Origin of the sequence: Bradyrhizobium vignae (assembly GCF_004114425.1) — a bacterium.
Lineage (GTDB): Bacteria > Pseudomonadota > Alphaproteobacteria > Rhizobiales > Xanthobacteraceae > Bradyrhizobium > Bradyrhizobium vignae.
The window spans coordinates 50,850-72,703 of sequence record NZ_RDQF01000034.1 but is presented as its reverse complement, the minus strand read 5'-3'; the positions used below and the strand labels follow the sequence as shown (position 1 = coordinate 72,703).

The 21,854-nt window shown below is 64.2% G+C and carries 23 protein-coding genes; 10 read left to right on the top strand and 13 right to left on the bottom strand.

The genetic code is table 11. The features are described 5' to 3' along the window. Positions 1-102: 102 nt before the first annotated feature. From EAV90_RS25310 to cysG, 5 genes are read right to left on the bottom strand one after another with little or no spacing between them, the layout of a single operon-like run. Complete coding sequence (locus EAV90_RS25310) at positions 103-825, bottom strand: phosphoadenylyl-sulfate reductase (RefSeq protein WP_129145020.1); 723 nt, start codon at positions 823-825, stop codon at positions 103-105. After that, positions 822-1,337, bottom strand: a complete 516-nt coding sequence (locus EAV90_RS25305) for a DUF934 domain-containing protein (protein ID WP_129145019.1) — start codon at positions 1,335-1,337, stop codon at positions 822-824. Before EAV90_RS25305 ends, EAV90_RS25310 begins: the two co-directional genes overlap by 4 nt. Continuing rightward, positions 1,324-2,979 carry a nitrite/sulfite reductase gene (locus tag EAV90_RS25300; protein WP_122405726.1) on the bottom strand — a complete coding sequence of 552 codons (1,656 nt, stop codon included), beginning with the start codon at positions 2,977-2,979 and terminating at the stop codon, positions 1,324-1,326. Before EAV90_RS25300 ends, EAV90_RS25305 begins: the two co-directional genes overlap by 14 nt. Before the next feature lie 10 nt (positions 2,980-2,989). Continuing rightward, positions 2,990-3,307 (bottom strand): DUF2849 domain-containing protein, encoded by a 318-nt coding sequence (locus tag EAV90_RS25295; RefSeq protein ID WP_122405727.1) that lies wholly within the window; start codon positions 3,305-3,307, stop codon positions 2,990-2,992. Further along, positions 3,304-4,728, bottom strand: a complete 1,425-nt coding sequence (cysG, locus tag EAV90_RS25290) for a siroheme synthase CysG (protein ID WP_129145018.1) — start codon at positions 4,726-4,728, stop codon at positions 3,304-3,306. The genes EAV90_RS25295 and cysG overlap by 4 nt, the downstream gene beginning before the upstream one ends. A 244-nt stretch (positions 4,729-4,972) precedes the next feature. Here cysG and cysD point away from each other — a divergent pair, with 244 nt between their 5' ends. From cysD to EAV90_RS25265, 4 genes are all read left to right on the top strand, one after another. Further along, positions 4,973-5,767 (top strand): sulfate adenylyltransferase subunit CysD, encoded by a 795-nt coding sequence (cysD, locus tag EAV90_RS25285; RefSeq protein WP_122406936.1) that lies wholly within the window; start codon positions 4,973-4,975, stop codon positions 5,765-5,767. Between the two features lie 22 nt (positions 5,768-5,789). Next, complete coding sequence (cysC, locus tag EAV90_RS25280) at positions 5,790-7,706, top strand: adenylyl-sulfate kinase (protein ID WP_129145017.1); 1,917 nt, start codon at positions 5,790-5,792, stop codon at positions 7,704-7,706. A gap of 397 nt (positions 7,707-8,103) precedes the next feature. Beyond that, positions 8,104-10,269, top strand: coding sequence for a malate synthase G (locus tag EAV90_RS25270; RefSeq protein WP_129145015.1), 2,166 nt, complete (start codon positions 8,104-8,106; stop codon positions 10,267-10,269). Between the two features lie 126 nt (positions 10,270-10,395). Beyond that, on the top strand, positions 10,396-10,596 hold the full coding sequence (locus EAV90_RS25265; protein ID WP_162500456.1) for a CsbD family protein: 201 nt from the start codon (positions 10,396-10,398) through the stop codon (positions 10,594-10,596). A 146-nt stretch (positions 10,597-10,742) separates the two neighbouring features. Here the strand turns inward: EAV90_RS25265 and EAV90_RS25260 are convergent, their stop codons facing one another. Next, on the bottom strand, positions 10,743-10,898 hold the full coding sequence (locus tag EAV90_RS25260) for a Thivi_2564 family membrane protein (RefSeq protein ID WP_008546817.1): 156 nt from the start codon (positions 10,896-10,898) through the stop codon (positions 10,743-10,745). 169 nt (positions 10,899-11,067) lie between these two features. Here EAV90_RS25260 and EAV90_RS25255 point away from each other — a divergent pair, with 169 nt between their 5' ends. After that, a complete protein-coding gene (locus EAV90_RS25255; RefSeq protein ID WP_244607824.1) occupies positions 11,068-11,520 on the top strand; it encodes a hypothetical protein in 453 nt (150 codons plus the stop codon). Between the two features lie 142 nt (positions 11,521-11,662). Here EAV90_RS25255 and EAV90_RS25250 read toward each other — a convergent pair whose 3' ends face one another. Continuing rightward, positions 11,663-12,304, bottom strand: a complete 642-nt coding sequence (locus tag EAV90_RS25250) for a DUF2865 domain-containing protein (protein WP_129145014.1) — start codon at positions 12,302-12,304, stop codon at positions 11,663-11,665. Positions 12,305-12,320: 16 nt separating this feature from the next. Beyond that, positions 12,321-13,130 (bottom strand): L,D-transpeptidase, encoded by an 810-nt coding sequence (locus EAV90_RS25245; RefSeq protein ID WP_129145013.1) that lies wholly within the window; start codon positions 13,128-13,130, stop codon positions 12,321-12,323. A 208-nt stretch (positions 13,131-13,338) separates the two neighbouring features. Between EAV90_RS25245 and EAV90_RS25240 the strand changes: the two genes are divergently transcribed. The 5 genes from EAV90_RS25240 to EAV90_RS25220 all read left to right on the top strand — a co-directional run bounded on the left by EAV90_RS25240 (position 13,339) and on the right by EAV90_RS25220 (position 17,564). After that, a complete protein-coding gene (locus EAV90_RS25240) occupies positions 13,339-14,451 on the top strand; it encodes an AI-2E family transporter (protein WP_164937102.1) in 1,113 nt (370 codons plus the stop codon). Between the two features lie 78 nt (positions 14,452-14,529). Beyond that, a complete protein-coding gene (locus EAV90_RS25235) occupies positions 14,530-14,901 on the top strand; it encodes an ElaB/YgaM/YqjD family protein (RefSeq protein WP_122405735.1) in 372 nt (123 codons plus the stop codon). 85 nt (positions 14,902-14,986) lie between these two features. Next, positions 14,987-15,442, top strand: a complete 456-nt coding sequence (locus tag EAV90_RS25230; protein ID WP_164937101.1) for a hypothetical protein — start codon at positions 14,987-14,989, stop codon at positions 15,440-15,442. Positions 15,443-15,629: 187 nt separating this feature from the next. Then, positions 15,630-16,772 carry an OpgC domain-containing protein gene (locus EAV90_RS25225; RefSeq protein ID WP_122405736.1) on the top strand — a complete coding sequence of 381 codons (1,143 nt, stop codon included), beginning with the start codon at positions 15,630-15,632 and terminating at the stop codon, positions 16,770-16,772. Positions 16,773-16,955: 183 nt separating this feature from the next. Further along, the gene (locus tag EAV90_RS25220) at positions 16,956-17,564 is read left to right on the top strand and encodes a TetR/AcrR family transcriptional regulator (protein ID WP_162500651.1); all 609 of its coding nucleotides are present in this window, start codon (positions 16,956-16,958) and stop codon (positions 17,562-17,564) included. On the opposite strand, the gene EAV90_RS25215 is transcribed toward EAV90_RS25220, so the two are convergent. The 5 genes from EAV90_RS25215 to EAV90_RS25195 all read right to left on the bottom strand — a co-directional run bounded on the left by EAV90_RS25215 (position 17,561) and on the right by EAV90_RS25195 (position 21,828). After that, on the bottom strand, positions 17,561-19,219 hold the full coding sequence (locus EAV90_RS25215; RefSeq protein ID WP_129145011.1) for a CHASE domain-containing protein: 1,659 nt from the start codon (positions 19,217-19,219) through the stop codon (positions 17,561-17,563). The two genes, EAV90_RS25220 and EAV90_RS25215, sit on opposite strands and share 4 nt — an antisense overlap. 300 nt (positions 19,220-19,519) lie before the next feature. After that, complete coding sequence (gene ureG / locus EAV90_RS25210) at positions 19,520-20,143, bottom strand: urease accessory protein UreG (RefSeq protein WP_122405738.1); 624 nt, start codon at positions 20,141-20,143, stop codon at positions 19,520-19,522. Positions 20,144-20,182: 39 nt separating this feature from the next. Then, the gene (locus EAV90_RS25205) at positions 20,183-20,911 is read right to left on the bottom strand and encodes an urease accessory protein UreF (protein ID WP_129145023.1); all 729 of its coding nucleotides are present in this window, start codon (positions 20,909-20,911) and stop codon (positions 20,183-20,185) included. Continuing rightward, positions 20,892-21,515, bottom strand: a complete 624-nt coding sequence (locus tag EAV90_RS25200) for an urease accessory protein UreE (RefSeq protein ID WP_122405740.1) — start codon at positions 21,513-21,515, stop codon at positions 20,892-20,894. Before EAV90_RS25200 ends, EAV90_RS25205 begins: the two co-directional genes overlap by 20 nt. 13 nt (positions 21,516-21,528) lie before the next feature. Continuing rightward, entirely contained in the window at positions 21,529-21,828 is a 300-nt protein-coding gene (locus EAV90_RS25195; RefSeq protein WP_122405741.1) for a putative quinol monooxygenase, read from the bottom strand. Between the last annotated feature and the right edge of the window lie 26 nt (positions 21,829-21,854).

The following is a 21,854-nucleotide window of genomic DNA, read 5'->3' as shown; positions in this document are numbered from 1 at the left end:
CGACATCGGCGTCATCGATGGCAGGCATAACTCGGGGCGAAACGCTCTTAAGTCAACGGAACCGGATTTTCTTGTTCGCAGCGTGGCAGCGTGACTGTGCTATCAAACCTTCATCGTGTGGATGCCGCATTCCGTCTTGGCGCGGCCGCGCCAGCGACCGGCGCGTGCATCCTCGCCTTCAGCCGTTCTACTGGTGCAAGGCATACACCCAACCGACAGGAATCCGGAGGCGGCCAACGGATGACGCGGCAATTTGGCGCGGGTGAAGATCGCCTCGATCTCCTCGCGCGAGACATTGGCGAAGGGATTGAACTTCAACCGCGCGCCATCGTCCTCGACGACCGGAATGTCGGCGCGCGCATTGCCCTGGAACCGCTTGCGGCCGTTGAGCCAGGCATCGAACGGTTTCAGCGCGCGCGCCAGCGGCTCAACCTTGCGGATGCGGCAGCAGGCGTCGGGATCGGAGAACCAGAGGTCGCGGTCGGGATCTTCGCGCGACAGCGTCTCCTCGGCGGGCTTGATCGAGCGGACGTCCTTCAGGCCCAGCGTCGCAATCAGCGTATCGCGATAGGCCAGCGTCTCCTCGAACAACCAGCCGGTGTCGAGAAAGATCACGGGGATCGCAGGATCGACATCCGCCATCACCTTCAAGAGCGTCGCCGATTCCGTGCCGAAGGAGGACACGAGCGCGAGCTTCTCGCGCCCGACCGTCTTCAGTGCCGAGGCGATGATCTCCTCGGGCGAAGCATCGCGCAAGGCACGATCGAGCTCTTCCGCCGAAGGCAACGCGGACATGGACGAGAGCTGGGGTGCGATCACGTTCACGTGCCGACACCTTCGGAGTGACGCAGCTGCATGCGCCGGTGCAGCGCCGTGATGCGGCCGTCGCCGGTCGGCTGGTAGAACACCGAATAGCGCTTCGCGGTCTGCATGAACGCTTCCGCGTCGGCCTGCTTCTTGACCTCGAAGGCATCGAAGCCGGCACGCAGCATGAACACGAACTGGTCGCGCAGCACTTGGCCGGTCGCACGCAACTCGCCGCGATAGTTATAGCGTTCGCGCAGCAGCCGCGCCTGGCTGTAGGCGCGTCCGTCGCGGAAGGTCGGGAACACCAGCGCAACGGCCGCGACCTTGCCGAGATAGGGCACGAGCTCGGTGATGTCGCGATTGTTGGGCCAGATCACACCGACCTTGCCGGCACGCTCGAGCAAGCCCTCGGCCTCGCCCAGGAAGCGCTCGGCCGGCACCAGGATGTCACCGCCCTCGGGCAGCGGCGTGTCGACGGCGAGCTTGACGAAGCCGTCGTCGACGATCTTTCCGCCATTAACGAGTGGCATACACGCGCTCCTTGAAGGGTTCGACGCCGAGGCGCTTCACCGTATCCATGAACAATTCTTCGGGCCGCTCGCGCAGCGCCAGATAAGCTTCCACGATGTCCTCGACGACATCGGCGACCTCGTCGAACTTGACGCCTGGACCGATCAGGGTGCCGAGCGCGGCGTTCTCGTCGGCACGGCCACCGATGGTGATCTGGTAGACCTCCTCGCCGTTCTTCTCCACGCCGAGAATGCCGATATGGCCGACATGGTGATGGCCGCAGGCATTGATGCAGCCGGAGATGTTGATGTGGAGACGGCCGATCAGGTTGGCCAGCTCGTGATTGGCGAAGCGCCGCGTCAGTTCCTGCGCGATCGGGATCGAGCGCGCGTTCGCCAGCGAGCAATAGTCGAGTCCTGGGCAGGCGATGATGTCGGTGATCAGGTTGACATTGGGCGTCGCGAGGCCAAGCTTGTCGAGCGCCTTCCACAGCGCCGGCAGATCGCGCTTGGCGACATGCGGCAGCGCCAGGTTCTGCTCGTGGCCGACACGAATCTCCCCAAAGGAGTATTTATCGGCGAGATCGGCCAGCGCATCCATCTGCTCGGCCGTGGCATCGCCGGGCGGCCCGCCGGTCGGCTTCAGCGAGATCGTGACGATCGAGTAGCCCTGCACCTTGTGCGGGGCGACCGAGTTCTTGCGCCACGCCTCGAACTCGGGATCGGCCGCGGCCTGGCGCAGCTCGTCCGGCATGTGCGGCAGCTTCTCGTAGGGAGGATAGGTGAAGCGCGAGCGGATGTCCTCGATCACCTCGTCGTCGATCTGGAGCGAGGAGTTGCGGATCTGCTGCCATTCGTCCTCGACCTCGCGCGAGAATTTTTCGATGCCGAGCTCGTGCACCAGGATCTTGATGCGCGCCTTGTAGATGTTGTCGCGGCGGCCGTACTGGTTGTAGACACGTAAAATAGCCTCGATATAGCTGAGGATGTCGCGGCCATGCACGAAGTGCTTGATGGTCTTGGCGATGAACGGCGTGCGGCCGAGACCGCCGCCGACCAGCACCTCGAAGCCGGTCTCGCCCTTCTCGTTCTTGATCAAGCGGAGGCCGATGTCGTGGATCTTGATCGCGGCGCGGTCATGGTCCGACGCGGTGATCGCGATCTTGAACTTGCGGGGCAGGAACGAGAATTCCGGATGCAGCGTGGTGTGCTGGCGAATCAGCTCCGACCAGATGCGGGGATCCTCGATCTCGCCCGGCGCGACGCCGGCCCACTGGTCCGAGGTGACGTTGCGCATGTTGTTGCCGGAAGTCTGCATCGCATGGATGCCGACCTTGGCAAGATCAGCCAGCGCGTCCGGCAGCTCGGCGAGCTTGATCCAGTTGAACTGGATGTTCTGCCGCGTGGTGAAATGGCCGTAGCCGCGATCATATTTGCGCGCGACGTGCGCGAGCGCCCGCAGCTGGTTCGTGGCCAGCGTGCCGTAGGGGATCGCGACGCGGAACATGTAGGCGTGGAGTTGCAGATAGACGCCGTTCTGCAATCGCAGGATCTTGAACTCGTCCTCGGTGAGCTCGCCGGAGAGGCGGCGCTTCACCTGGTCGCGGAACTCCGAGACGCGCTCGTTGACGAGCGTGCGGTCGATTTCGTCGTAAGCGTACATAGAGAATGCCTTAAACCTGGGCCGGCTGCCCGATCGTGACGCCGGTGCGGCGGATCTGTTCGCGCAGATTGCCCGGCAGGATCTTGCCGTCGTCGCCGACCTGCACGGGCGCGATATAGGGACCAATAGCACCGACGTCATCGGCCACGGCTTCCGCAAGCAACGCCTTGGCCTCGTCGGAGTTGCGCACGATCGCGGCTTCCGAAAGGTCCGCGGACCAGCCCTTGGCAGCGGTGCGATAGACCACGATGCCGTCCCAGGTGCGGTTGGCGGTCACGATCGAGGGGCCGGCGATCTTGATCTTCTTCTGTTCAAGCGGAGAGGTCATTCGGCTGCATCCAAGAGGTCAGAGATGATTTGCTTTGGGGTTTGGCGGCGAAGCGAGCCGGCATGCCGGACCACGTCGCCGATGATGAGGATGGCGGGACCGCCATGAATCCGCCGCACGAGCTCGGGCAGGTCGCGCAGCGTACCGATCGCGCTTTGCGCATCCGGCTGCGTGACACGGGCGAACACGCCGACCGGCGTCTCCGGTGAGCGGCCCGACGCGAACAGGCCCGCGCGCACGGCCGGCGCTGCGGTCATGCCCATGTAGACGACGACGGTCATCTTGGTGTCGGTCAGCGTCGACCAGTCCACAGCTTCGGCATCGCGCGCCTTGTGCGCGGCGAGGAAGGTGATGCGGTTCGCTTCGTGACGATAGGTCAGCGGCACCTCGAAATCGGCGGCAGCACCGATTCCTGCGGTGATACCAGGAATGATCGAATAGGCGACGCCGGCGGCGCGCAGCGCTTCGACCTCTTCGCCGCCGCGGCCGAACACGAAGGGATCGCCGCCCTTCAGCCGCACCACACGCTGGCCGGCTTGCGCGGCTTCGATCATGCGCTTGTTGATGGCGTCCTGACCGATGCCGGGCTTGCCGACGCGGCGGCCGACCGCAACGCGCGTGGTGTCGCGACGGATGCGGTCGAGGATCTCGGGCGAGACCAGCTCGTCGTGGAAGACGATGTCCGCGTCCTGAAGTGCGCGCAGTGCCTTGATGGTGAGAAGGTCAGGGTCGCCGGGACCGGCGCCGACAAGCGCCACCGAGCCTTCCGGCTTGTCGGCGCGCGCGAATGCGGAGGGATCAGAAATAGCACCGAGTGCCGCGTCCGCCTCGCCGTTGCGGCCGGCGAGCACGGCAGCGCCGATCGGGCCGTCGATCACGCGCTCCCAAAAGCGGCGGCGCAACGGAAACTCGGCAATGCGTTCGTTGATGGACTTGCGGAAGGTGCCGATGAACTCGGCGAGCTCGCCGATGCGCGCCGGCAGGAGCGCCTCGATCTTCTCGCGCACGCGCCGCGCCACCACGGGCGAGGTGCCGCCGGTGCCGACCGCGACCACGACGTCGCCGCGGTCGACGATGGCCGGGAAGATGAAACTGGAGTGCTCGAGATCGTCCATGACGTTGACGGGCAGACCAAGCGCCTTGGCACGGACCGACATGGCGACGCCGACGTCGCCCGCACCCGCGCACACGATGGCGATGACGCCGGAGAGATCAGCAGTCAGCGGATCGCCGGCTGCGATTTCGACGCGCGTCGCGTCCTCGGAGCCGAGGCCAAAATCCTGATTGCCGTCGATCGCATGCACGCGGATGCGCGCACCGGCAGCGGCGAGCACGCGCAGCTTGGCGCGCAAAAGCTCACCCGCGCCGATGAGGACCACCGGACCGGCCTTCAGATCGAGAAACACCGGCAAGAACCGCATGCGATACTCGCTTCCCCACAAACGGGGTTGACTGGAATTATTTTCTATATATGTCTCGCTACGAGCGCGCAAAGAGAAAATTTTTTCTTCTCTTCGGCGCTGCAACTATAGAATTTTCGCCTCCAAACGCAAAGTGGCAGAGATGCATCTTCTCAAGGACGATTCCGCTGCTGATCGACTGAGCAATCCGGCGCTCGCCGAGCGCGTGCGCACGCAAAAATTTTCTGCCGAGCTTGCTCCAAGCATGGACCATCTCGATCAGCTCGAAGCGCAGAGCATCTACATCTTGCGCGAGGCGTTTGCCCGGCTGAAGAAGATTGCGCTCTTGTGGTCGCTCGGCAAGGACTCAAACGTCATGATCTGGCTGGCACGCAAGGCGTTCTTCGGCCGCATGCCGTTTCCGGCACTCCATGTCGACACTGGCAAGAAATTTCCGGAGATGTATCGCTTCCGCGATCATTACGGCAAAGAGTGGGATCTCGACCTGCGTGTCGAGCCCTGCCCCCCGATCGATGCCGTCGACCCGACACTGCCGCCAGCCGCCCGTTCCGCCGCGCGCAAGACCGAGGGCCTCAAGATGGCGCTCGCCAAATATGGCTTCGACGGCCTGATCGCCGGCATCCGCCGCGACGAGGAGGCGACGCGCGCCAAGGAGCGCGTGTTCTCGCCGCGCGGGCTCGAGGGTAACTGGGACGTGCGCGATCAGCCGCCGGAGTTCTGGGATCACTTCAACGCCTCGCCGCCGCAAGGAGCGCACTTACGCATCCATCCGATCCTGCATTGGACCGAGGCCGACATCTGGGCCTACACCAAGCGCGAGAACATCCCGATCATCCCGCTGTATCTCGCCAAGGACGGCAAGCGCTATCGCTCGCTCGGCGATCAGGACATCACCAATCCGGTCGCTTCGACCGCATCGAGCATCGACGAGATCCTGATCGAGCTCGAACAGACCAAGGTGCCGGAGCGCTCGGGGCGCGCGCTCGACCACGAGACCGAGGACGCTTTCGAGCGCCTTCGCGTCGCCGGCTATCTCTGATTCCCAAGGACGCGAGCGTCGCATGAACATGATCGTCACCACGGCTTCGCCGGCCACTCCGAACGGCACCACGCGTCCGCAAGTGCGCATCGTTATCGTCGGCCATGTCGATCACGGCAAGTCGACGCTGGTCGGCCGCCTCCTGCACGAGACCGGCAGCCTGCCCGAGGGCAAGCTCGAGATGCTCAAAGCCGTCAGCGCGCGGCGCGGCATGCCGTTCGAATGGTCGTTCCTGCTCGACGCGCTGCAGACCGAGCGTGACCAGGGCATCACCATCGACACCACGCAGATCCGCTTCCGCACCAATTCGCGCGACATCGTGCTGATCGATGCACCCGGCCACGCCGAATTCCTGCGCAACATGATCACCGGGGCGTCGCAGGCCGACGGCGCCGTGCTGATCATCGATGCGCTCGAAGGCGTGCGCGACCAGACCAGGCGGCACGGCTATCTGCTGCATCTGCTTGGCGTGAAGCAGGTCGCGGTCGTCGTCAACAAGATGGACCGGGTCGATTTCTCGGCCGATCGCTTCAAGGAGATCAGCGACGAGATCTCCGCGCATCTCAGCGGCCTCGGCGTGACGCCGACCGCCGTGATCCCGATTTCCGCACGCGACGGCGATGGCGTCGCCGAGCGCACCGACCGCATCGACTGGTACAAGGGTCCGACGGTGGTCGAGGCGCTTGATCGGCTCGAACCGGCACGGGCGCTGGAAGCGTTGGCGCTGCGCCTGCCTGTGCAGGCGATCTACAAGTTCGACGACCGCCGTATCGTGGCGGGCCGCATCGAGTCCGGCAGCCTGATTGCCGGCGACGAGATCGTGATCATGCCGGCGGGCAAGATCGCGAAAATCAAGACGGTCGAGAGCTGGCCGGTGACACCACTCGCAGGACGGCAAGGCGCCGGCCGCTCGGTCGGCATCACCCTCGACCGCGAATTGTTCATCGAGCGTGGCGACATCATCGCGCATGCGGGCAGTGCTCCGCGCGAGACGCGCCGCCTGCGCGCGCGGATCTTCTGGCTGCACGACAAGCCGCTCGCCAAGGGCGACCAGCTGCTGGTGCGCTGCGGGCCGAAGGAAAGCCGCGCCACCGTCGTCGCGATCGAGAAGGCCGTCGATCCCGGCGAGTTGTCGAGCACCGAGAACAAGGCGATCGGCCGTAACCATGTCGGCGAGATCGACATTTCTCTGTCGAACCCGATTGCCACAGATCCCTATACGGAGAATCCACGCACCGGCCGTCTCGTGATCGAGGTGTCCGGGCGCATCGCCGGCGGCGGCCTCGTGCTGTCGGTCGATGCCGGCCAACGCGCCATGCCTGTCGACATCGTGCCGGTGGAATCGGCGCTGCGGCCCGACGAGCGCTCCGCGCGCTATCGCCACAACGGTGCCGTGGTCTGGCTCACCGGCCTGCCGGCCTCCGGCAAGTCGACGCTGGCGCGGGCGCTGGAGCGGCGTCTGTTCACCAATGGCGGCTCGCCGATCCTGCTCGACGGCGACACGCTGCGCGCCGGGCTCAACAACGATCTCGGCTTCTCCGCCGCCGATCGCAGCGAGAATATCCGCCGCCTCGCCGAGGTCGCGACGCATCTCGCCCGCAACGGCCACATCGCGATCGTCGCGGCGGTCTCGCCCGCGCGCGAGGACCGCGCCGCCGCGCGCCGCATCGCCGACACCGCGTTCCGCGAGATCCATGTCGCGACGCCGGCCGAAGTTTGCGAGGAGCGCGATCCCAAGGGCCACTACAAGAAGGCACGCGCCGGCGCGCTGGCATCGTTCACCGGCATCGGCAACGACTATGAGGCACCCCAGGCCGCCGAGCTCGTGATCGACACGTCGAAGCGGACGGTGACCGAGGCGGCGGACGAGATCGAGCACATGCTGAAGACGACCGGCGTCCTGTTCGACGAAGTCGTGGACCTCGCTGCGAATATTTGAGTCCGCCCTAAAGCGCGATGGGATCGGGATGAATCACCATCGCGCTTCAGGTTATTGTTTGAGCATGATCTTTTCGGAAAACCGCTGCACACTTTTCCGGATCATGCTTTAGTCCCCGCTGTCGTCGCCCGGCTTGCCCGGGCGACCCAGTATTCAAGAGACAGCGTTGGGATACGGAGAAGCTGCGGCGTACTGGATTCCCCGCTTTCGCGGGGAATGACACCGGTGCGTGGGGCCTTCTCCCCCTCTTCTTGACATTTTGACAAGCCCCTGGGGGTCTTCTCACCGCCCCGATTTTGGGGCTAATAGGTCCCGAAAGCTGCCCTGCGTGGGCGCATTTTGCTGCTGTCGGGTCAAAAGCAGCCAAAAACAGCCATTTCCAACAAGAAAGCCCATCATGAAACGCGTCGACGTCCACGGATTGAAGATCGCTCCCGTCCTGTTTGACTTCATCGCCAAGGAAGCGGCCCCGAAAACGGGGATCGCGCCGGATGCGTTCTGGGCCGGGGTGGCCGCCATCATCAAGGAGCTGGGCCCCAAGAACCGCGAACTGCTTGCTTTCCGCGACACGCTGCAGGCCAAGATCGACGACTGGCACCGCGCCAACAAGGGCAAGGCGTTCGACCTCGACGCCTACACCGCCTTCCTGAAGGAGATCGGCTATCTCGTCCCGGAGCCGCCGACTCAGAAGGTCGAGACCGCCAATGTCGACGAGGAGATCGGCAAGATCTGCGGCCCGCAGCTCGTCGTTCCCCTCACCAATGCGCGCTATGCGCTGAATGCGGCGAATGCACGCTGGGGCTCGCTCTACGACGCCTTCTACGGCACCGATGCGATCCCTCACGACCCCTCTGAAAGCGGCAAGGGTTACAACAAGGCGCGCGGCGACAAGGTGATCGCCAAGGCCAAGGCGTTCCTCGATACCGCCGTGCCGCTCGCGACCGGTAGCCACACCGACGTCAGCGCCTATACCGTGGTCGCGGGCCAGCTTGCGGTGAAGCTCAAGAGCGGCAACGCCACCGCGCTGAAGAACGCCGCGCAGTTCGCGGGCTTCCAGGGCGATGCCGCCGCGCCGTCAGCTGTGCTGCTGGTCAACAACGGCCTGCATGTCGAGGTGAAGATCGATCGCAGCAGCGCGATCGGCAAGGACGATCCGGCCGGCGTCGCCGACATGATCTTGGAGGCCGCCGTCTCGACCATCCTCGACATGGAGGACTCGGTCGCCGCGGTCGACGCCGAGGACAAGGTGCTGGTCTACCGCAACACGCTCGGCCTGATGAACGGCACGCTGTCGGCCGATTTCGAGAAGGGCGGCAAGACGCTGACGCGTTCGCTCAATGCCGACCGCGTCTACAAGACGCCTGACGGCAAGGGCGAGCTCAAGCTGCACGGCCGCAGCCTGCTGCTGATGCGCAATTGCGGTCACCACATGTTCACCGATGCGGTGCTGGACGAGAAGGGCGAGGAGGTCCCCGAAGGCCTGCTCGATGCCGCAGTGTCGGGCCTGCTCGCCATTCACGACCTCAAGGGCAACTCCAAGGTCAGGAACAGCCGCACGGGATCCGCCTATATCGTCAAGCCGAAGATGCATGGTCCCGACGAGGTGTCGCTCACCTGCGAGATCTTCGACCGCGTCGAGAAGATGCTCGGCCTGCCCGAGAACACGCTCAAGGTCGGCATCATGGACGAGGAGCGGCGCACCACCGTCAACCTCAAGGCCTGCATCCAGCGCGCCTCCAAGCGCATCATGTTCATCAACACCGGCTTCCTCGACCGCACCGGCGACGAGATCCACACCTCGATGGAAGCGGGCCCGATGATCCGCAAGAACGAGATGAAGGCGCAGGCCTGGATCAAGGCGTACGAGGACTGGAATGTCGACATGGGTCTGATCGACGGTCTGCCCGGCCACGCCCAGATCGGCAAGGGCATGTGGGCCGCGCCCGACAAGATGGCGGACATGCTGGCGCAGAAACTCGCTCACCCGCAGGCCGGCGCCACCACCGCCTGGGTCCCCTCGCCGACCGCGGCGACGCTGCACGCGCTGCACTACCACCAGGTCAACGTCATCGCGCGCCAGGAGGAGCTGACCAAGGGCGGTCCGCACGCAAAACTCTCCGACATCCTCACCATTCCGGTGTCGAAGTCGAACTGGGCGCCGGACGACGTCAGGCAGGAGATTGACAACAACTGCCAAGGCATTCTCGGCTATGTCGTGCGCTGGATCGACCAAGGCGTCGGCTGCTCCAAGGTGCCCGACATCCACGATGTCGGCCTGATGGAAGACCGCGCTACCTTGCGCATCTCCAGCCAGCATCTCGCCAACTGGCTGCACCAGGGCGTGATCACCGAGGCCCAGGTGATGGAATCGCTCAAGCGCATGGCCGTCGTGGTCGACAAGCAGAATTCGGGCGATCCGATCTACAAGCCGATGGCGCCCGCCTTCGACGGCGTCGCCTTCAAGGCGGCCTGCGACCTCATTTTCAAGGGCCGCGAGCAGCCGAATGGCTACACCGAATACATCCTCACCGCGCGCCGCCGGGAGGCGAAAGCGCTCGGCTGAGCCATCTCACTGAATGACAAAAGCCCCGGCGCGAGCCGGGGTTTTTTGTCGCGTGAAACGTCGTGGCGGGCCCGGAACGCCTGCGCACGCCTAGCGTTGTCGGGCCATCAACCACGGGAGATGGTCATGGACTGGAATCGCATCGAAGGAAACTGGAAGCAGTTCAAGGGATCGGCCAAGGAGAAATGGGGCAAGCTCACTGACGACGATCTCCGATTGATCGAGGGCCGCCGCGAGCAGCTCGAGGGCCGGCTCCAGGAACGCTACGGCAAGGCCAAGGACCAGGTTCGCAAAGACGTCGACGACTGGCTGAAGTCGCTACACTGACACAGCATGACGAAGCCCCGGCTCACACCGGGGCTTATCGTTCGAGGAAGCGCAGCCCGGACGGAGCAGAAGCGTAATCCGGGACCCTCGCAGCATGAGGCATGACCCGGATTTCGCTTTAAGCTCCATTCGGGCTCCGCGTCTCGTTAGAACACCGCGAGATATTTCAGCAGCGACACGATACCGATGATGATGACGATCACGCGCGCGATCTGTTTGGCGCGACCATCCATCGGCAGCATGTTGATGAGATAAAGCACCAGAATGACGACGAGAAAGGTGACGAGTACACCGACCAGCATCGCTGGCTCCCCCTTCAGGCAAGTTGCTGACGTTGTCCTAACGCTCGCAGAGCGCGCCGGTTCCATCCTGGCAACCTATTGAAATCTTTTGCATTTCTGTCGCCGGCGCGATTCCGCTTGTAATTGTACGGCACTATTACTGTCTAAGTTTTTAGCCTTTTGGGGCCAAATGCGATTCGAGCGCCTGCCGCTGGCCGACGCCTTTGCTGCATACATCCCTTTGGTCGCTCGAAGTTCGAACGTCTCCACGCTGCTGAAAGCGGTGATCCTGTCCACCGCACTCGTCGTCGTGATCGGCTTCTCGATCAGTGCATGGAATTCATGGTGCCGGCTTCAGCAGGCGAACCGGATCGTCGCGGTAGCAGCGATCTCCGCCGATGTGTTCAAGGCGATGGCGAACATCCGCTCCGACCGCTCGACCAGCAGCCGTCAGGTGACCTCCGACATCCAGATGGACAAGGACGTCGAGACATACATCCGCGGCATCCGCGACGAGCTGATGCCCGCCCTGGCACGTGCGAAGGGTACGCCGGCGCAACACGATCGGTGTCCTCCCGGACAAGCGCAGCTTCCGGCGACGCGTAGCGTTGTCTCGAGCGGAGCGCCGATCTGGGAGCCATAGCGGACAATTGGCGCGCGAGCTGGCAACTCCGAGGCTTTGCCGAACACGCCCTGTGGCTATGATTCCCGGATCTGGCGCGCTTGTCCGGGACGACAAGCCTTGCAAGGCTGCTAGCGCGGCAACTTAGCCAACGCCCGCGTCCCTACTCCTTCGCCACCACCGGGACCTGGCGGAACTTGGCGCGCACCGACGCCGGCAACGGCGAAAAATTCATCGCGACGCCGCGGCCGTCGTTGGCATTGCGGCTGGCGACCACGAGGCCGCCGGCACCCGCGACGATGTCACCCTTGCGCAGGGTGGGGTCGTCTTCGACCTTGACCTGGGCGAGACCGACGGGGTCCTTGCCGTTGCAGGTGCAGCCCGCGACGATCTCGTTGCGATAGCGGAACGCGTTCGGCAGGTCGGAATAGGACTTTCCAGTCTCCGTCATGGCGTCGTCGATATTGCTGCCGTAGACCAGCGAGGTTTCGGACGCCGGGCAGAAGCTCTTGCAGGACTGCGCCTTGCTCTCGGCGTCGCTTCCCTGTGCCGGGAAATAGCGGCCGTCGCAGCCGCGCACGCAATAGGCCGTGCCGCCGCCATAGGAGGCCCGTTGGCGCGGCGCGTCATAGCGCGGCATGTCGTCGGTCGGGAACGGCATCCGGATCTCCGGCGGCGGCCGCATCCGGAAGCCGCCGAACAATGCCGAGAAGAAATCCTCCGCATGCGCCGACACCAGACCAGCGGAGACGGCGATCAAGATCACCGTAACGCCAACCACTTTGCCAACCAGGCGTCTGCTCATAGGACCTCGCTCATGCTTAGTTGACGGCCGATGTCGTGATGTTCAACGCCTGCCTGCCCGACGGCAACGTCGTCGCGGACGGACGCTTGCGCACGGGGTCGACGGCCTTGTCGCCTCCCTTATCGCCTCCCTTATCGCCTCCCTTGGCCATCAAGGGAGCGTTCTTCGGCAGCACCACGACCTTGGTGCCGACATTGACGCGATTGAACAGGTCGATGACGTCCTCGTTGGTCAAGCGGATGCAGCCGGACGAAACGAACTTGCCGATGGTCGAGGGATCGTTGGTGCCGTGGATACGGTATTGGCTCGAGCCGAGATACATCGCACGCGCACCGAGCGGGTTGCCGGGGCCGCCGGCGACGAAGCGCGGCAGATAGGGCTGACGCGCGATCATTTCGGCCGGCGGATACCAGTCCGGCCACTCGGCCTTCCGGCTGACGCTCTGCACGCCGGACCAGGTAAAACCTTCGCGGCCGACGCCGACGCCGTAGCGGATCGCGCGGCCATTGCCGAGAACGTAATAGAGATAGGTATTGTTGGTATCGATGACGATGGTACCGGCCGGCTCGCTCCTATCGAAGCTGACGATCTGCTTGCGCAGCCGATCGGGCAATTGGGCGTCCTCGTCGGCGGCCTGCGGCGTCTCGTTGAAGCCGTCATGAGAGTAACCCTGGTCCTGCGGGTACGCCCACGGCTGGATTCGCGCGTAGCCGAACGTTTGCGCGCTCGCCGTCCCTAAGGGCACTGCGAGCAGAGCGGTTGCGAAAACGAATGCGGTAACAGCGCGCGGCGAGAAGCTGCGACGGACTGCAAACAACTTTTTCATGTGCTGCCCCGTTGGATATGTGCATCAGGGTGATGCGCTGCCCAACAAACTCCGCCGGCTGGATCGAAGTTCCGGCGCAGCGTGCGGCAGCGACGTCACAGTCAAGCGAGCGGCTATTCACGAAGGCGCGATGGAACCGGCACGCCGTCCACGCGTTGTGAGGTCGTCAATGGGCGCGCGGATCGCGTTTCCGTGCGGGAGAGATATTGTGCGCGTCCTTCCCAGTGAACGCCTGATTTCCGGCAACAGCGAGAGCGAACCGCTTCCCGACAGCCACGGTGAGCTGCCGCCAGTCATCCGCCGCACCGAGTTCATCGCTTTCGCACTCGCAGGCCTCCTGCTGATTGCGGTCGCCACAGTGCTCTATGCCGGAAAAGCATTCTTCCTGCCCGTGGTGATGGCCTTCGTGATCGGCACCATGCTGTCCCCGGCGGCGAGCTTGCTCGAGCGATGCAAGGTGCCGCGCGCGCTCGCAGCCGTCCTGATCGTGGTCGCTGGGACTGCGGTGGTCGCGTTCGTCTTCGCGCTGATCGCCTCGCCGATTATGGAGTGGAGCACGCGCCTGCCGGAGCTCGGCGCGCAGCTGAGGGACAAGCTGCACGTGTTCGACCGGCCGCTGGCGCTGTGGCGCGAGCTGCAAGGCATGGTCGGCGGGTCGGAGCAATTCCCTAACTTTCAGATTCCGAAGTTCGAGTGGGTGCAACCAACGCTGGAATTCCTGTCACCGACCTTTACCGAATTTGTGCTGTTCTTCGTCACCCTCATTCTGTTCATCGCAAGCTGGCGCGACCTGCGGCGGGCCATGATCATGACCTTCAGTGACCATGACGCGCGGCTGCGCACGCTGCGGATCCTCAACGAGATCGAGGTCCATCTCGGCAACTATCTCCTGACCGTGACCGTCATCAACATCGGTGTGGGCGTTGGCACCGGCCTCATCTGCGCGCTCACCGGAATGCCCAATCCCGCCGGGCTCGGCGCGCTGGCGGCAACGCTCAATTTCATCCCGATCATCGGGCCTGTGGCGATGTTCGCGGTGCTGGTCGTCGTCGGGCTGGTCGCCTTCCCGACCATCGGCGGCGGCCTGATGGCCGCGCTCGCCTTCAGCGGCCTCACCTTCCTGGAGGGACACTTCGTCACCCCGACCATCATCGGCCGGCGGCTGGCGCTGAACGCGCTTGCGGTTCTGCTTGCGCTCGCATTCTGGACCTGGATGTGGGGCCCGATGGGCGCATTCCTGTCGTCGCCGCTCCTGATCGTTGGTCTGATCCTCAAGGAGCATCTGTTGCCGGCCGATTCGCCGCAGCTGCCGCAGGCCTGAGCGGTTTCAGCGAACGGAACTTACCCGTCGACGAAACGTTCTCCGCACATCTCAGCCGTCAACAGTTTGGAGCTCCCGATGTCCACGAGCAATGCCGAAGCCGGGATGAGAGACTGGACCGACAAAGCCACCAGAGAACGCCTCGAGAAGGATGTAGCAGCCGTGAAAAGCGATATCGCCGCCCTCACCGAGCAGATCACCGACGCACTCAATACCTTCGCCAATTCCACTAGCAGGCAGGCTCGCCGCGGCTACCGCCAGGCGCGCGAGAACATGGATTCCACGATCGACGACATGTCGGAGCGCGGCAGCGCGATGATGGAGGCAGCACAGGACGCCTATGGCTCGATCGAGGAGACGCTGGAAGAGGCGATCACACAGCGGCCGCTCGCGACCGTCGGACTCGCGCTCGGCATTGGTTTCCTGATCGGCGTCGCCTGGCGCCGGTAGGTTTGCGGAACGGAGCTCGAGATGGCGGCGCCGCCGGTGCCGGCGTGTGGCGGTTCGGCTTGTGGGGGATTTGAGGAGCAAGGCCATGTTTCAGCGCATCATCGACGGGATCAGTGCATCCACCGGCACGACGGTTCGGCTGACCTCCCTTGCCGCAGGCGCGGCGTTCGCGCTGTTGGTGACGACATGCTTCCTTTGCGCCGCCGCCTTCATCTCGGTGCTGCAGAAATATGGCCCGGTGCAGGCCTGTCTTACCGGCGCCGGCATCTTCTTCCTGCTGACCCTCGCCGCGGCAGGGTCCTATTGGGGCTACAAGCGCGAGGTGAAGAAGCGTGCCCAGATCGCGGCCGAGCGGGCCGCGAAGTCGGCGGCGCAGAGCATGCTTGCAGATCCGATGCTCCTCGCCACCGGACTTCAGATCGTTCGCGCCATCGGGATCAAGCGGCTGTTGCCGATCCTGGCAATTGGCGGTGTCGCCCTCGGTATCCTGGCGAGCCGCGCCGGTGCATCCGAGGAGGTGTCGGCCGAACCTGCCGAGTGACGGTCAGAATGGGTTAGAAAATTTCGTCGCAGGTCCTGCGAGCGCATCCATCTGAAATCGACTCAGGCGACGCCGCGCAATTTTGCGCCGTCCGGCACGAGTGCCTGCCGTTCACGGAAACGCTACTCGGATGGGCAGACGGTTGCCGGTAAAAGCATCACCCTGATTCCCAAAGCTATTTTACTCAATGAAACCGTCCGTCAAGGCGAACCTCGCCGCATTCCAGCACGACGCCAGGCTCTATTTGACGCTCGGCATCGCCAATTGGTCGGTGTTCGTCGACCACATTCCGCACAACGTCGTCAACCTTCTGACGCTGCGCAACTTCGGCTTCAGCGGCGCGGCCGATCTCTTCGTGTTCGTGGTGGGCTACGGCGTTGCCATCATCCATGGCAGGATGGCGCTGGAGCGCGGCTACGTGGTCGCGGCGACGCGGATCTTTCGCCGCGTCTGGCGGCTCTACGCTGCCTATGTCGTGCTGTTCGTGATCTATATCGACACCATCGCCTATGTCGCCTCGCAATCGATGGCGCCGGAGATCATCCACGAGTACAACATCTCGGGGATTCTCGAGCACCCGCTGCGCATCCTGATCCGTGGTCTCGTGCTCCAGGAAGAGCCGCTGAACCTCGACCTGCTGCAGTTGATGATCCCGCTGATGACGTTCTTTCCGCTCGTGCTGTGGGGCCTGCTGCGATGGCCGAACCTGACGCTGGCGGCATCAATCGCGCTGTACGTCGCCGCTCGCTGGTTCGACTGGAACTTTCGGGTCTATCCGGACCAGGAATGGACCTTCAATCCGCTGTGCTGGCAGATGCTGATGGTGCTGGGCGGCTGGTTTGCCGTCACAGGCGCATCGGGGCGCATGCTGCGCGGCATGATCTGGCTGCGGATCCTCGCAGGCGCGTACCTCGTCCTCGCGATGGCGGTTACCCTGATGCGCCATTCGCCGGCGCTGTCAGCCTACCTGCCCGATTTGCTGCTCAACAACATCGCGCCGACCGACAAGGAAAATCTCGCACCCTATCGCGTGCTCCACTTCCTCGCCCTCGCGCTCGTCGCCACCCATCTCATTCCGGCCGATCATCCTGGCCTGCAACTGAAGCCGCTTCAGGCGGTCATCAGATGCGGTGAGGAATGGCTTGCCGTGTTCTGCGTCGGCGTGTTCCTGTCCTTCGCCGGCCATCTGATCCTGATCACCGGCCCCAATCTGATCGTGATGCAGATCGTCGTGAGCCTTGCGGGCTTCGCCGCGATGACCGCACTCGCCTATTACATCACCTGGTCGAAGCGGCAGGACCTGCCCGCGGCCCTGCGGCAACAGGCCTAAAGCATGATCCGGAAAAGTGCGAAGCGGTTTTCCGGAAAGATCATGCGTAAACAACAAGCTAAAGCGCGATGACGATTCATCCAAATCTCATCGCGCTTTAGAAGAAGAATCGTGCGATTCTGCTAGGCCGAAGGCGGCGGCTGCGCTATGCCGGAACTCTGCGTGAGGAGACCGGGCGTGGCGATGGGGAAAGGCGGGGGTGACGAGGCTGACAGCGCGCCCCGGCGCGGCCGGCCAAGGTCGATCGAGACCAGCAACGCCATTCTCGAAAGTGCCTATGCGCTGATGGCCTCCACCGGCCTTGCCGCCACCACCATCGACGCGGTCGCGCGGCACTCCGGGGTCTCCAAGATGACGATCTACAAATGGTGGCCGTCCCGCGAGGCGCTTTTGATCGACGCCTTTCTTCACCACGCCGCGCAGATGCTGCCCCTGCCCCCGGCAAGCTCCGGCAGCCCCGCGGCGCGCGCGCGCCGCCATGCGGCCGCTTATGCCGAGGCACTCCAGGGCGAGTTCGGCAGGGTCCAGCTCGCTGTCATCTCCGAATGCATCTCCAAGACCGGCTCGGCGGAGCTGTTCTACGCGCGCTATCTGCAATTCCGCCGCGACCTGCTGGTCGAGATGATCGCCGCGGGCCAGAAGGATGGCAGCATTCTGGCCGAAGGGCTTCCTGAGGATCTCTACGACGCGATCTATGGCAGCCTGTTCTATCGCTACGTCTTCGGCATCGCGCCGGTCACGCCGGCTTACGCACGTAACCTCGTCAACCTCGTGTTGCGGCCGAAGGGTTAGCTGCGCACAGGCCTGACCGGCGCCGAGATCTTGTCGGTGCGGTCGCGCTCGGTCATGTCGACCACCGTCTCCATCGGCGCGGTCAATTCGTAGACGTAGGAGACGTCTGTGAAGAAGCGCTTGGCGGTGCCCCCTAACGCCTCGGGTGCGACGCGGTCGAGCAGGATCAGGCCGAAATCGGAATCGGGCCGGCGCGTCGCCTCGCTGGTGTTGAACTCCTCCCAGCGGAAACGGAACACCTCGTCGCCCTCCTCGCCTGTCACCGTCCAGGTGGCGGTGATGTGAGGATGCTTTCCAACCAGCGACAGACCCTCGTCGGAATGCGAGGCAAGCTCGAAGAACAGCAGCGAGAGGCTTTGCGCCGCGCGTGCGCTGACCGCGATATCAGGACCGGTGACGGCGATGCGGTCGGCATGCGGGATGGCGCGCGCCTCGAACAGGCCCTTCAGCTTGACACCCTGCCACTGGCTCTCGCTGAGCAGCGAGACCACGTTGGACATGGCGTGGATGCGTCCGATCAAGAGCTCGCGCGCGATGTCGATGTCCGAGCCATGGCGCAAGGTGCGCGTCACGATCGACTGGATCACCGCGAGGATGTTCTTGACGCGATGGTTGAGCTCGTCGATGACGGCGGTCAGCCGGCGCTCGAAGCCGATTCTGACCTGGATCTCCCGGCTGAGCCGCAGATTGTTGTAGGCGACATAACCGAACAGGCCGCACACCATTGCCGTGATCGCAAAGCCGATCGCCGCCACGATGATCGCGGTCTGCTCGGCGCGGCGCATCGAGTTGGTCTTCGCGTAATAGCCGAGCTGCCAATCACGGCCGCCGAAGCTCACCGTGCGCGTCGCCGAGGGCGCCGGTCCGTCCGCCACCATGCGTGTCGAGACCACACCCTGATCGTTGGCGATCAGTTCGCCGCCTTCCTTGCGCGGATCCCTAAGCGCGACCGCGAACAACGACATGTCATCATTGGTCAGCATCAGCGAGGCGAGCTCGTAGGAAAACGTGACGAACCCGGCCGGCTCCATCGCTCCCTCGGGAATGACGGGCGCAGCCACGATGATGCCGATCGCGCCGTTCCCGCCGACCAACGGCACCGGATCGGAGGCAACCGACTTCTTCTCGGCGCGCGCGCGCGTCAGCATCGCGCTGCGAACCGGATCCTGATCGTAGCTGCGGCCGGGCAGCGTCTTGGTCTCGTTGCTGCGTGGCTCGAGGTCCATCAGCACGTCGATCGGCTGAGTGATTTCGGCCGTATTGATCGGCTTGTCGTCATAGGAGCGAAGCTGCGGATTTGGGAAGCCGGCGCCGGCAATGGCGGTCTGCGCGGCCGCAAGCTCGTTCGGCTTCAGCCGGGCGATCCAGCCGGCCACCACGAAATCGGTCTTGAAGGCGTAGATCGCCGAGCGCAGCGGCTCCAGCATGTTCGGCTTGATCACGGATGGCGCGCGGAACAGGCCTGAGGCGACACGCGCGAGCAGCTCCCGCTCGGTGAGGCGGTCCTGAACCAGACTCGCATGAACGTCGATCGCGCGCGCGAGCGCGATCCGATCCAGCGCCAGCTCCTGGTCGTGGACGCGGTAGGCCGCAAGCCCGGAGAGCAAGGCTCCCAGCAGAGCGATGAAGCCGATGATGAAGCCCAGCCTGACCACGCGACTACTCAGGCGAAAGCAGGAGGTCGGCAATAAACATGGAGCATATGAACGCCGCCCGAACGGCCATCTGCCGAAACAGGGTGAACCCCAGTGCCGGAGATAATGGAGGAGGAGGCATCGGTACGCAACTTGGGTCGCCTGAGAAGCTTAATCCGCCCGGCCGATGGTCTGGACGGGATAAATTCGCCCCCGCGCGCCGGAGGTAGTTAATCGCCGTGTCCGAAATTTGTTCCGCGGTTACGGCGTTGCCCCGGGCGTTAACGGCGAAAAACGCCTGCGCCAAGTGGTCGCGTCCGGTCAGCCCTGTCGTTTCAGGCCGCCTTTGGTCTCGATGAAGCCGACGATCCGGTCGAGGCCCTCGCTTTTCTTGAGGTTGGTCATCACGAAAGGACGCTCGCCGCGCATGCGCCTGGCGTCCGTCTCCATCTTCTCCAGGGAGGCGCCGACATGGGGCGCGAGGTCGGTCTTGTTGATGACCAGGAGGTCGGACCGGGTGATGCCGGGGCCGCCCTTGGACGGGATCTTGTCGCCGGCGGCGACGTCGATGACGTAGATCGTGAGGTCGGCCAGCTCCGGAGAAAAAGTGGCAGCGAGGTTGTCGCCGCCGGACTCGATCAGAACGAGATCGAGCCCCGGAAATTTCGCGCGCATGTCCGCGACCGCAGCGAGATTCATCGAGGCATCCTCGCGGATCGCAGTGTGGGGACAGCCGCCGGTCTCGACGCCGGCGATACGGTCCGGCGTCAGCGATCCCGAACGCACCAGGAACTCCGCATCCCATTTGGTGTAGATGTCGTTGGTGATCGCGGCAATGTCATAGCGCTCGCGCATGGTCTTGCAGAGCAGGTCCATCAGCGCGGTCTTGCCCGATCCGACCGGGCCGCCGACGCCGACACGCAAGGGGCCGTGAGATTTCGACATGTAACTCGCTCTCTCTTAATGGGTTAAAGGCCGCACAGGTCACGACCGAAACAGCCGCGTATATTGCGTCTCGTGCCGCAAGCTGGCGAGATCGGCGCGGAAGGTGGCACTGCCGAGATCGTCCAATGTCGCATTCAGCGCACGATTGGCGGTCGCGGCGACGGCGGCTTCCAGCCTCACCAGAACGCGCTGGCTATCGGTCTGGCCGAGCGGAATGAGCCGGCTGGCCGCGGAAATCCAGTTCGAGACCAGCGCATGCAGGAAGGCGTGCAGCGTCGGTGCCAGCGGAACGGCGTGCCTCGCCGCAACAACACCGACGGCGACCGGATAGACCAGCGGCGTGCTGCATGCCGCGATCGTGGCATCCAGCCCGTCGGCATCCCACGCGGCACGGGCGATATCGATGAAGGCGCGGCCCTGCGAGGTCGTCTCCAGCTGCCGCTCGCGCGACGGCACGAAGGCGGCGGCGAGCTCGGCGATCTCGTTCAAAGCCGTCGTCTCGTCCGCTTCCGTGCTGCGATAGGCGTGGACCAGAAACGTCGCGTCACAAAAGCCGGAGCCGTCGCCGAGCATCGCATCGAGCCAATCCGCCAGCGTCGTCACGTCGGTGATGTCGCCCGCCTCGATCGCCCATTCGAGGCCGCTGGAATAGGAAAAACCACCGACCGGGAAGGCCGGCGACAGCCAGGTCATCAGCCGGTACAGCGCCGCCGCCTCACCCTCGGCGAGGTCACCGACGCCGACCGGCTCATTTGTGGTCATGAGCATGGGTGTGGCCGTGGTGATGGTCGGGATGGTCGCAATGCTCGTCGTGGTGATGGTGGTGCTCGTGGCTATGGTCATGCGCGGCACGATCATGATGGTGGTGACCATGGCCGTGATGATCATGGTGATCGTGATGGCCGTGACCGTGGTGCGCATGATCGTCGTGCCCATGGCCGGCATCGGCGTAGGCGCCGCCTTCGGGATCGAACGGCGCCTCGATCTCGATCACGCGCGCACCGAGGCCCTTCACCATGGCCTCGATGACATGGTCGCGACGAACGCGCAGGGCCTTGGCCATGATCTGCGTCGGCAAATGACGGTTGCCGAGATGCCAGCCGACGCGGATGAGGTGATGCGGATCGCGGCCGCGGATCTCCAGCAGCGGCTCCGGCGCCGCCACCACCTCGATCAGTCTTCCGTCCTCCAGCACCAGCGCATCTCCGCCGCGCAGCGCGACGGCGTGCTCCAGATCGAGCAGGAATTCGAGCCCCCGCGTGCCCGTCATCGCCATGCGGCGGCGGTGCCGATCGTCGAAATCGAGCACGACCGTGTCCGCCGGCGCTTCCGTGAAGCGGTGCTGTCCCTTGACCTGCGTCGCCCGGATCATGCGTCTTACCTCGTTACCGTGTCTCGACCTTCTCGGGCGTGATCACCTCGATCTTCGGCGGCGCCGTGAAGCACTTCACCGCGACGCGACCGAAGGTCTTCATGTGCTCCATGGTCCGATGCGGCACGAGCGCCTCGGCATTCTCCCACTGCTCGACGAATACCATCTTGCTGGGATCGGTGACGCTCTCATGCAGATCATAGGCGATGTTGCCGGGCTCTTTCCGCGTTTCCTTGATGCAGGCGGTGGCGGCTGCAATGAATTCGGCGCGCGTCTCGGGCTTGATGGTCAGGGTGGCGACGACGTAGATCACGAGAAATCCTCCCGGCTTTTCTTCTA

Bases quoted from the DNA above. Each gene is read 5' to 3' on its own strand.
- EAV90_RS25305 (WP_129145019.1), bottom strand. From the start codon at position 1,337: ATGCCACTCGTTAATGGCGGAAAGATCGTCGACGACGGCTTCGTCAAG.
- EAV90_RS25300 (WP_122405726.1), bottom strand. From the start codon at position 2,979: ATGTACGCTTACGACGAAATCGACCGCACGCTCGTCAACGAGCGCGTC.
- EAV90_RS25295 (WP_122405727.1), bottom strand. From the start codon at position 3,307: ATGACCTCTCCGCTTGAACAGAAGAAGATCAAGATCGCCGGCCCCTCG.
- cysG (WP_129145018.1), bottom strand. From the start codon at position 4,728: ATGCGGTTCTTGCCGGTGTTTCTCGATCTGAAGGCCGGTCCGGTGGTC.
- cysD (WP_122406936.1), top strand. From the start codon at position 4,973: ATGGACCATCTCGATCAGCTCGAAGCGCAGAGCATCTACATCTTGCGC.
- cysC (WP_129145017.1), top strand. From the start codon at position 5,790: ATGAACATGATCGTCACCACGGCTTCGCCGGCCACTCCGAACGGCACC.
- EAV90_RS25270 (WP_129145015.1), top strand. From the start codon at position 8,104: ATGAAACGCGTCGACGTCCACGGATTGAAGATCGCTCCCGTCCTGTTT.
- EAV90_RS25265 (WP_162500456.1), top strand. From the start codon at position 10,396: ATGGACTGGAATCGCATCGAAGGAAACTGGAAGCAGTTCAAGGGATCG.
- EAV90_RS25260 (WP_008546817.1), bottom strand. From the start codon at position 10,898: ATGCTGGTCGGTGTACTCGTCACCTTTCTCGTCGTCATTCTGGTGCTT.
- EAV90_RS25255 (WP_244607824.1), top strand. From the start codon at position 11,068: ATGCGATTCGAGCGCCTGCCGCTGGCCGACGCCTTTGCTGCATACATC.
- EAV90_RS25250 (WP_129145014.1), bottom strand. From the start codon at position 12,304: ATGAGCAGACGCCTGGTTGGCAAAGTGGTTGGCGTTACGGTGATCTTG.
- EAV90_RS25245 (WP_129145013.1), bottom strand. From the start codon at position 13,130: ATGAAAAAGTTGTTTGCAGTCCGTCGCAGCTTCTCGCCGCGCGCTGTT.
- EAV90_RS25235 (WP_122405735.1), top strand. From the start codon at position 14,530: ATGTCCACGAGCAATGCCGAAGCCGGGATGAGAGACTGGACCGACAAA.
- EAV90_RS25230 (WP_164937101.1), top strand. From the start codon at position 14,987: ATGTTTCAGCGCATCATCGACGGGATCAGTGCATCCACCGGCACGACG.
- EAV90_RS25225 (WP_122405736.1), top strand. From the start codon at position 15,630: ATGAAACCGTCCGTCAAGGCGAACCTCGCCGCATTCCAGCACGACGCC.
- EAV90_RS25220 (WP_162500651.1), top strand. From the start codon at position 16,956: ATGGGGAAAGGCGGGGGTGACGAGGCTGACAGCGCGCCCCGGCGCGGC.
- ureG (WP_122405738.1), bottom strand. From the start codon at position 20,143: ATGTCGAAATCTCACGGCCCCTTGCGTGTCGGCGTCGGCGGCCCGGTC.
- EAV90_RS25205 (WP_129145023.1), bottom strand. From the start codon at position 20,911: ATGCTCATGACCACAAATGAGCCGGTCGGCGTCGGTGACCTCGCCGAG.
- EAV90_RS25200 (WP_122405740.1), bottom strand. From the start codon at position 21,515: ATGATCCGGGCGACGCAGGTCAAGGGACAGCACCGCTTCACGGAAGCG.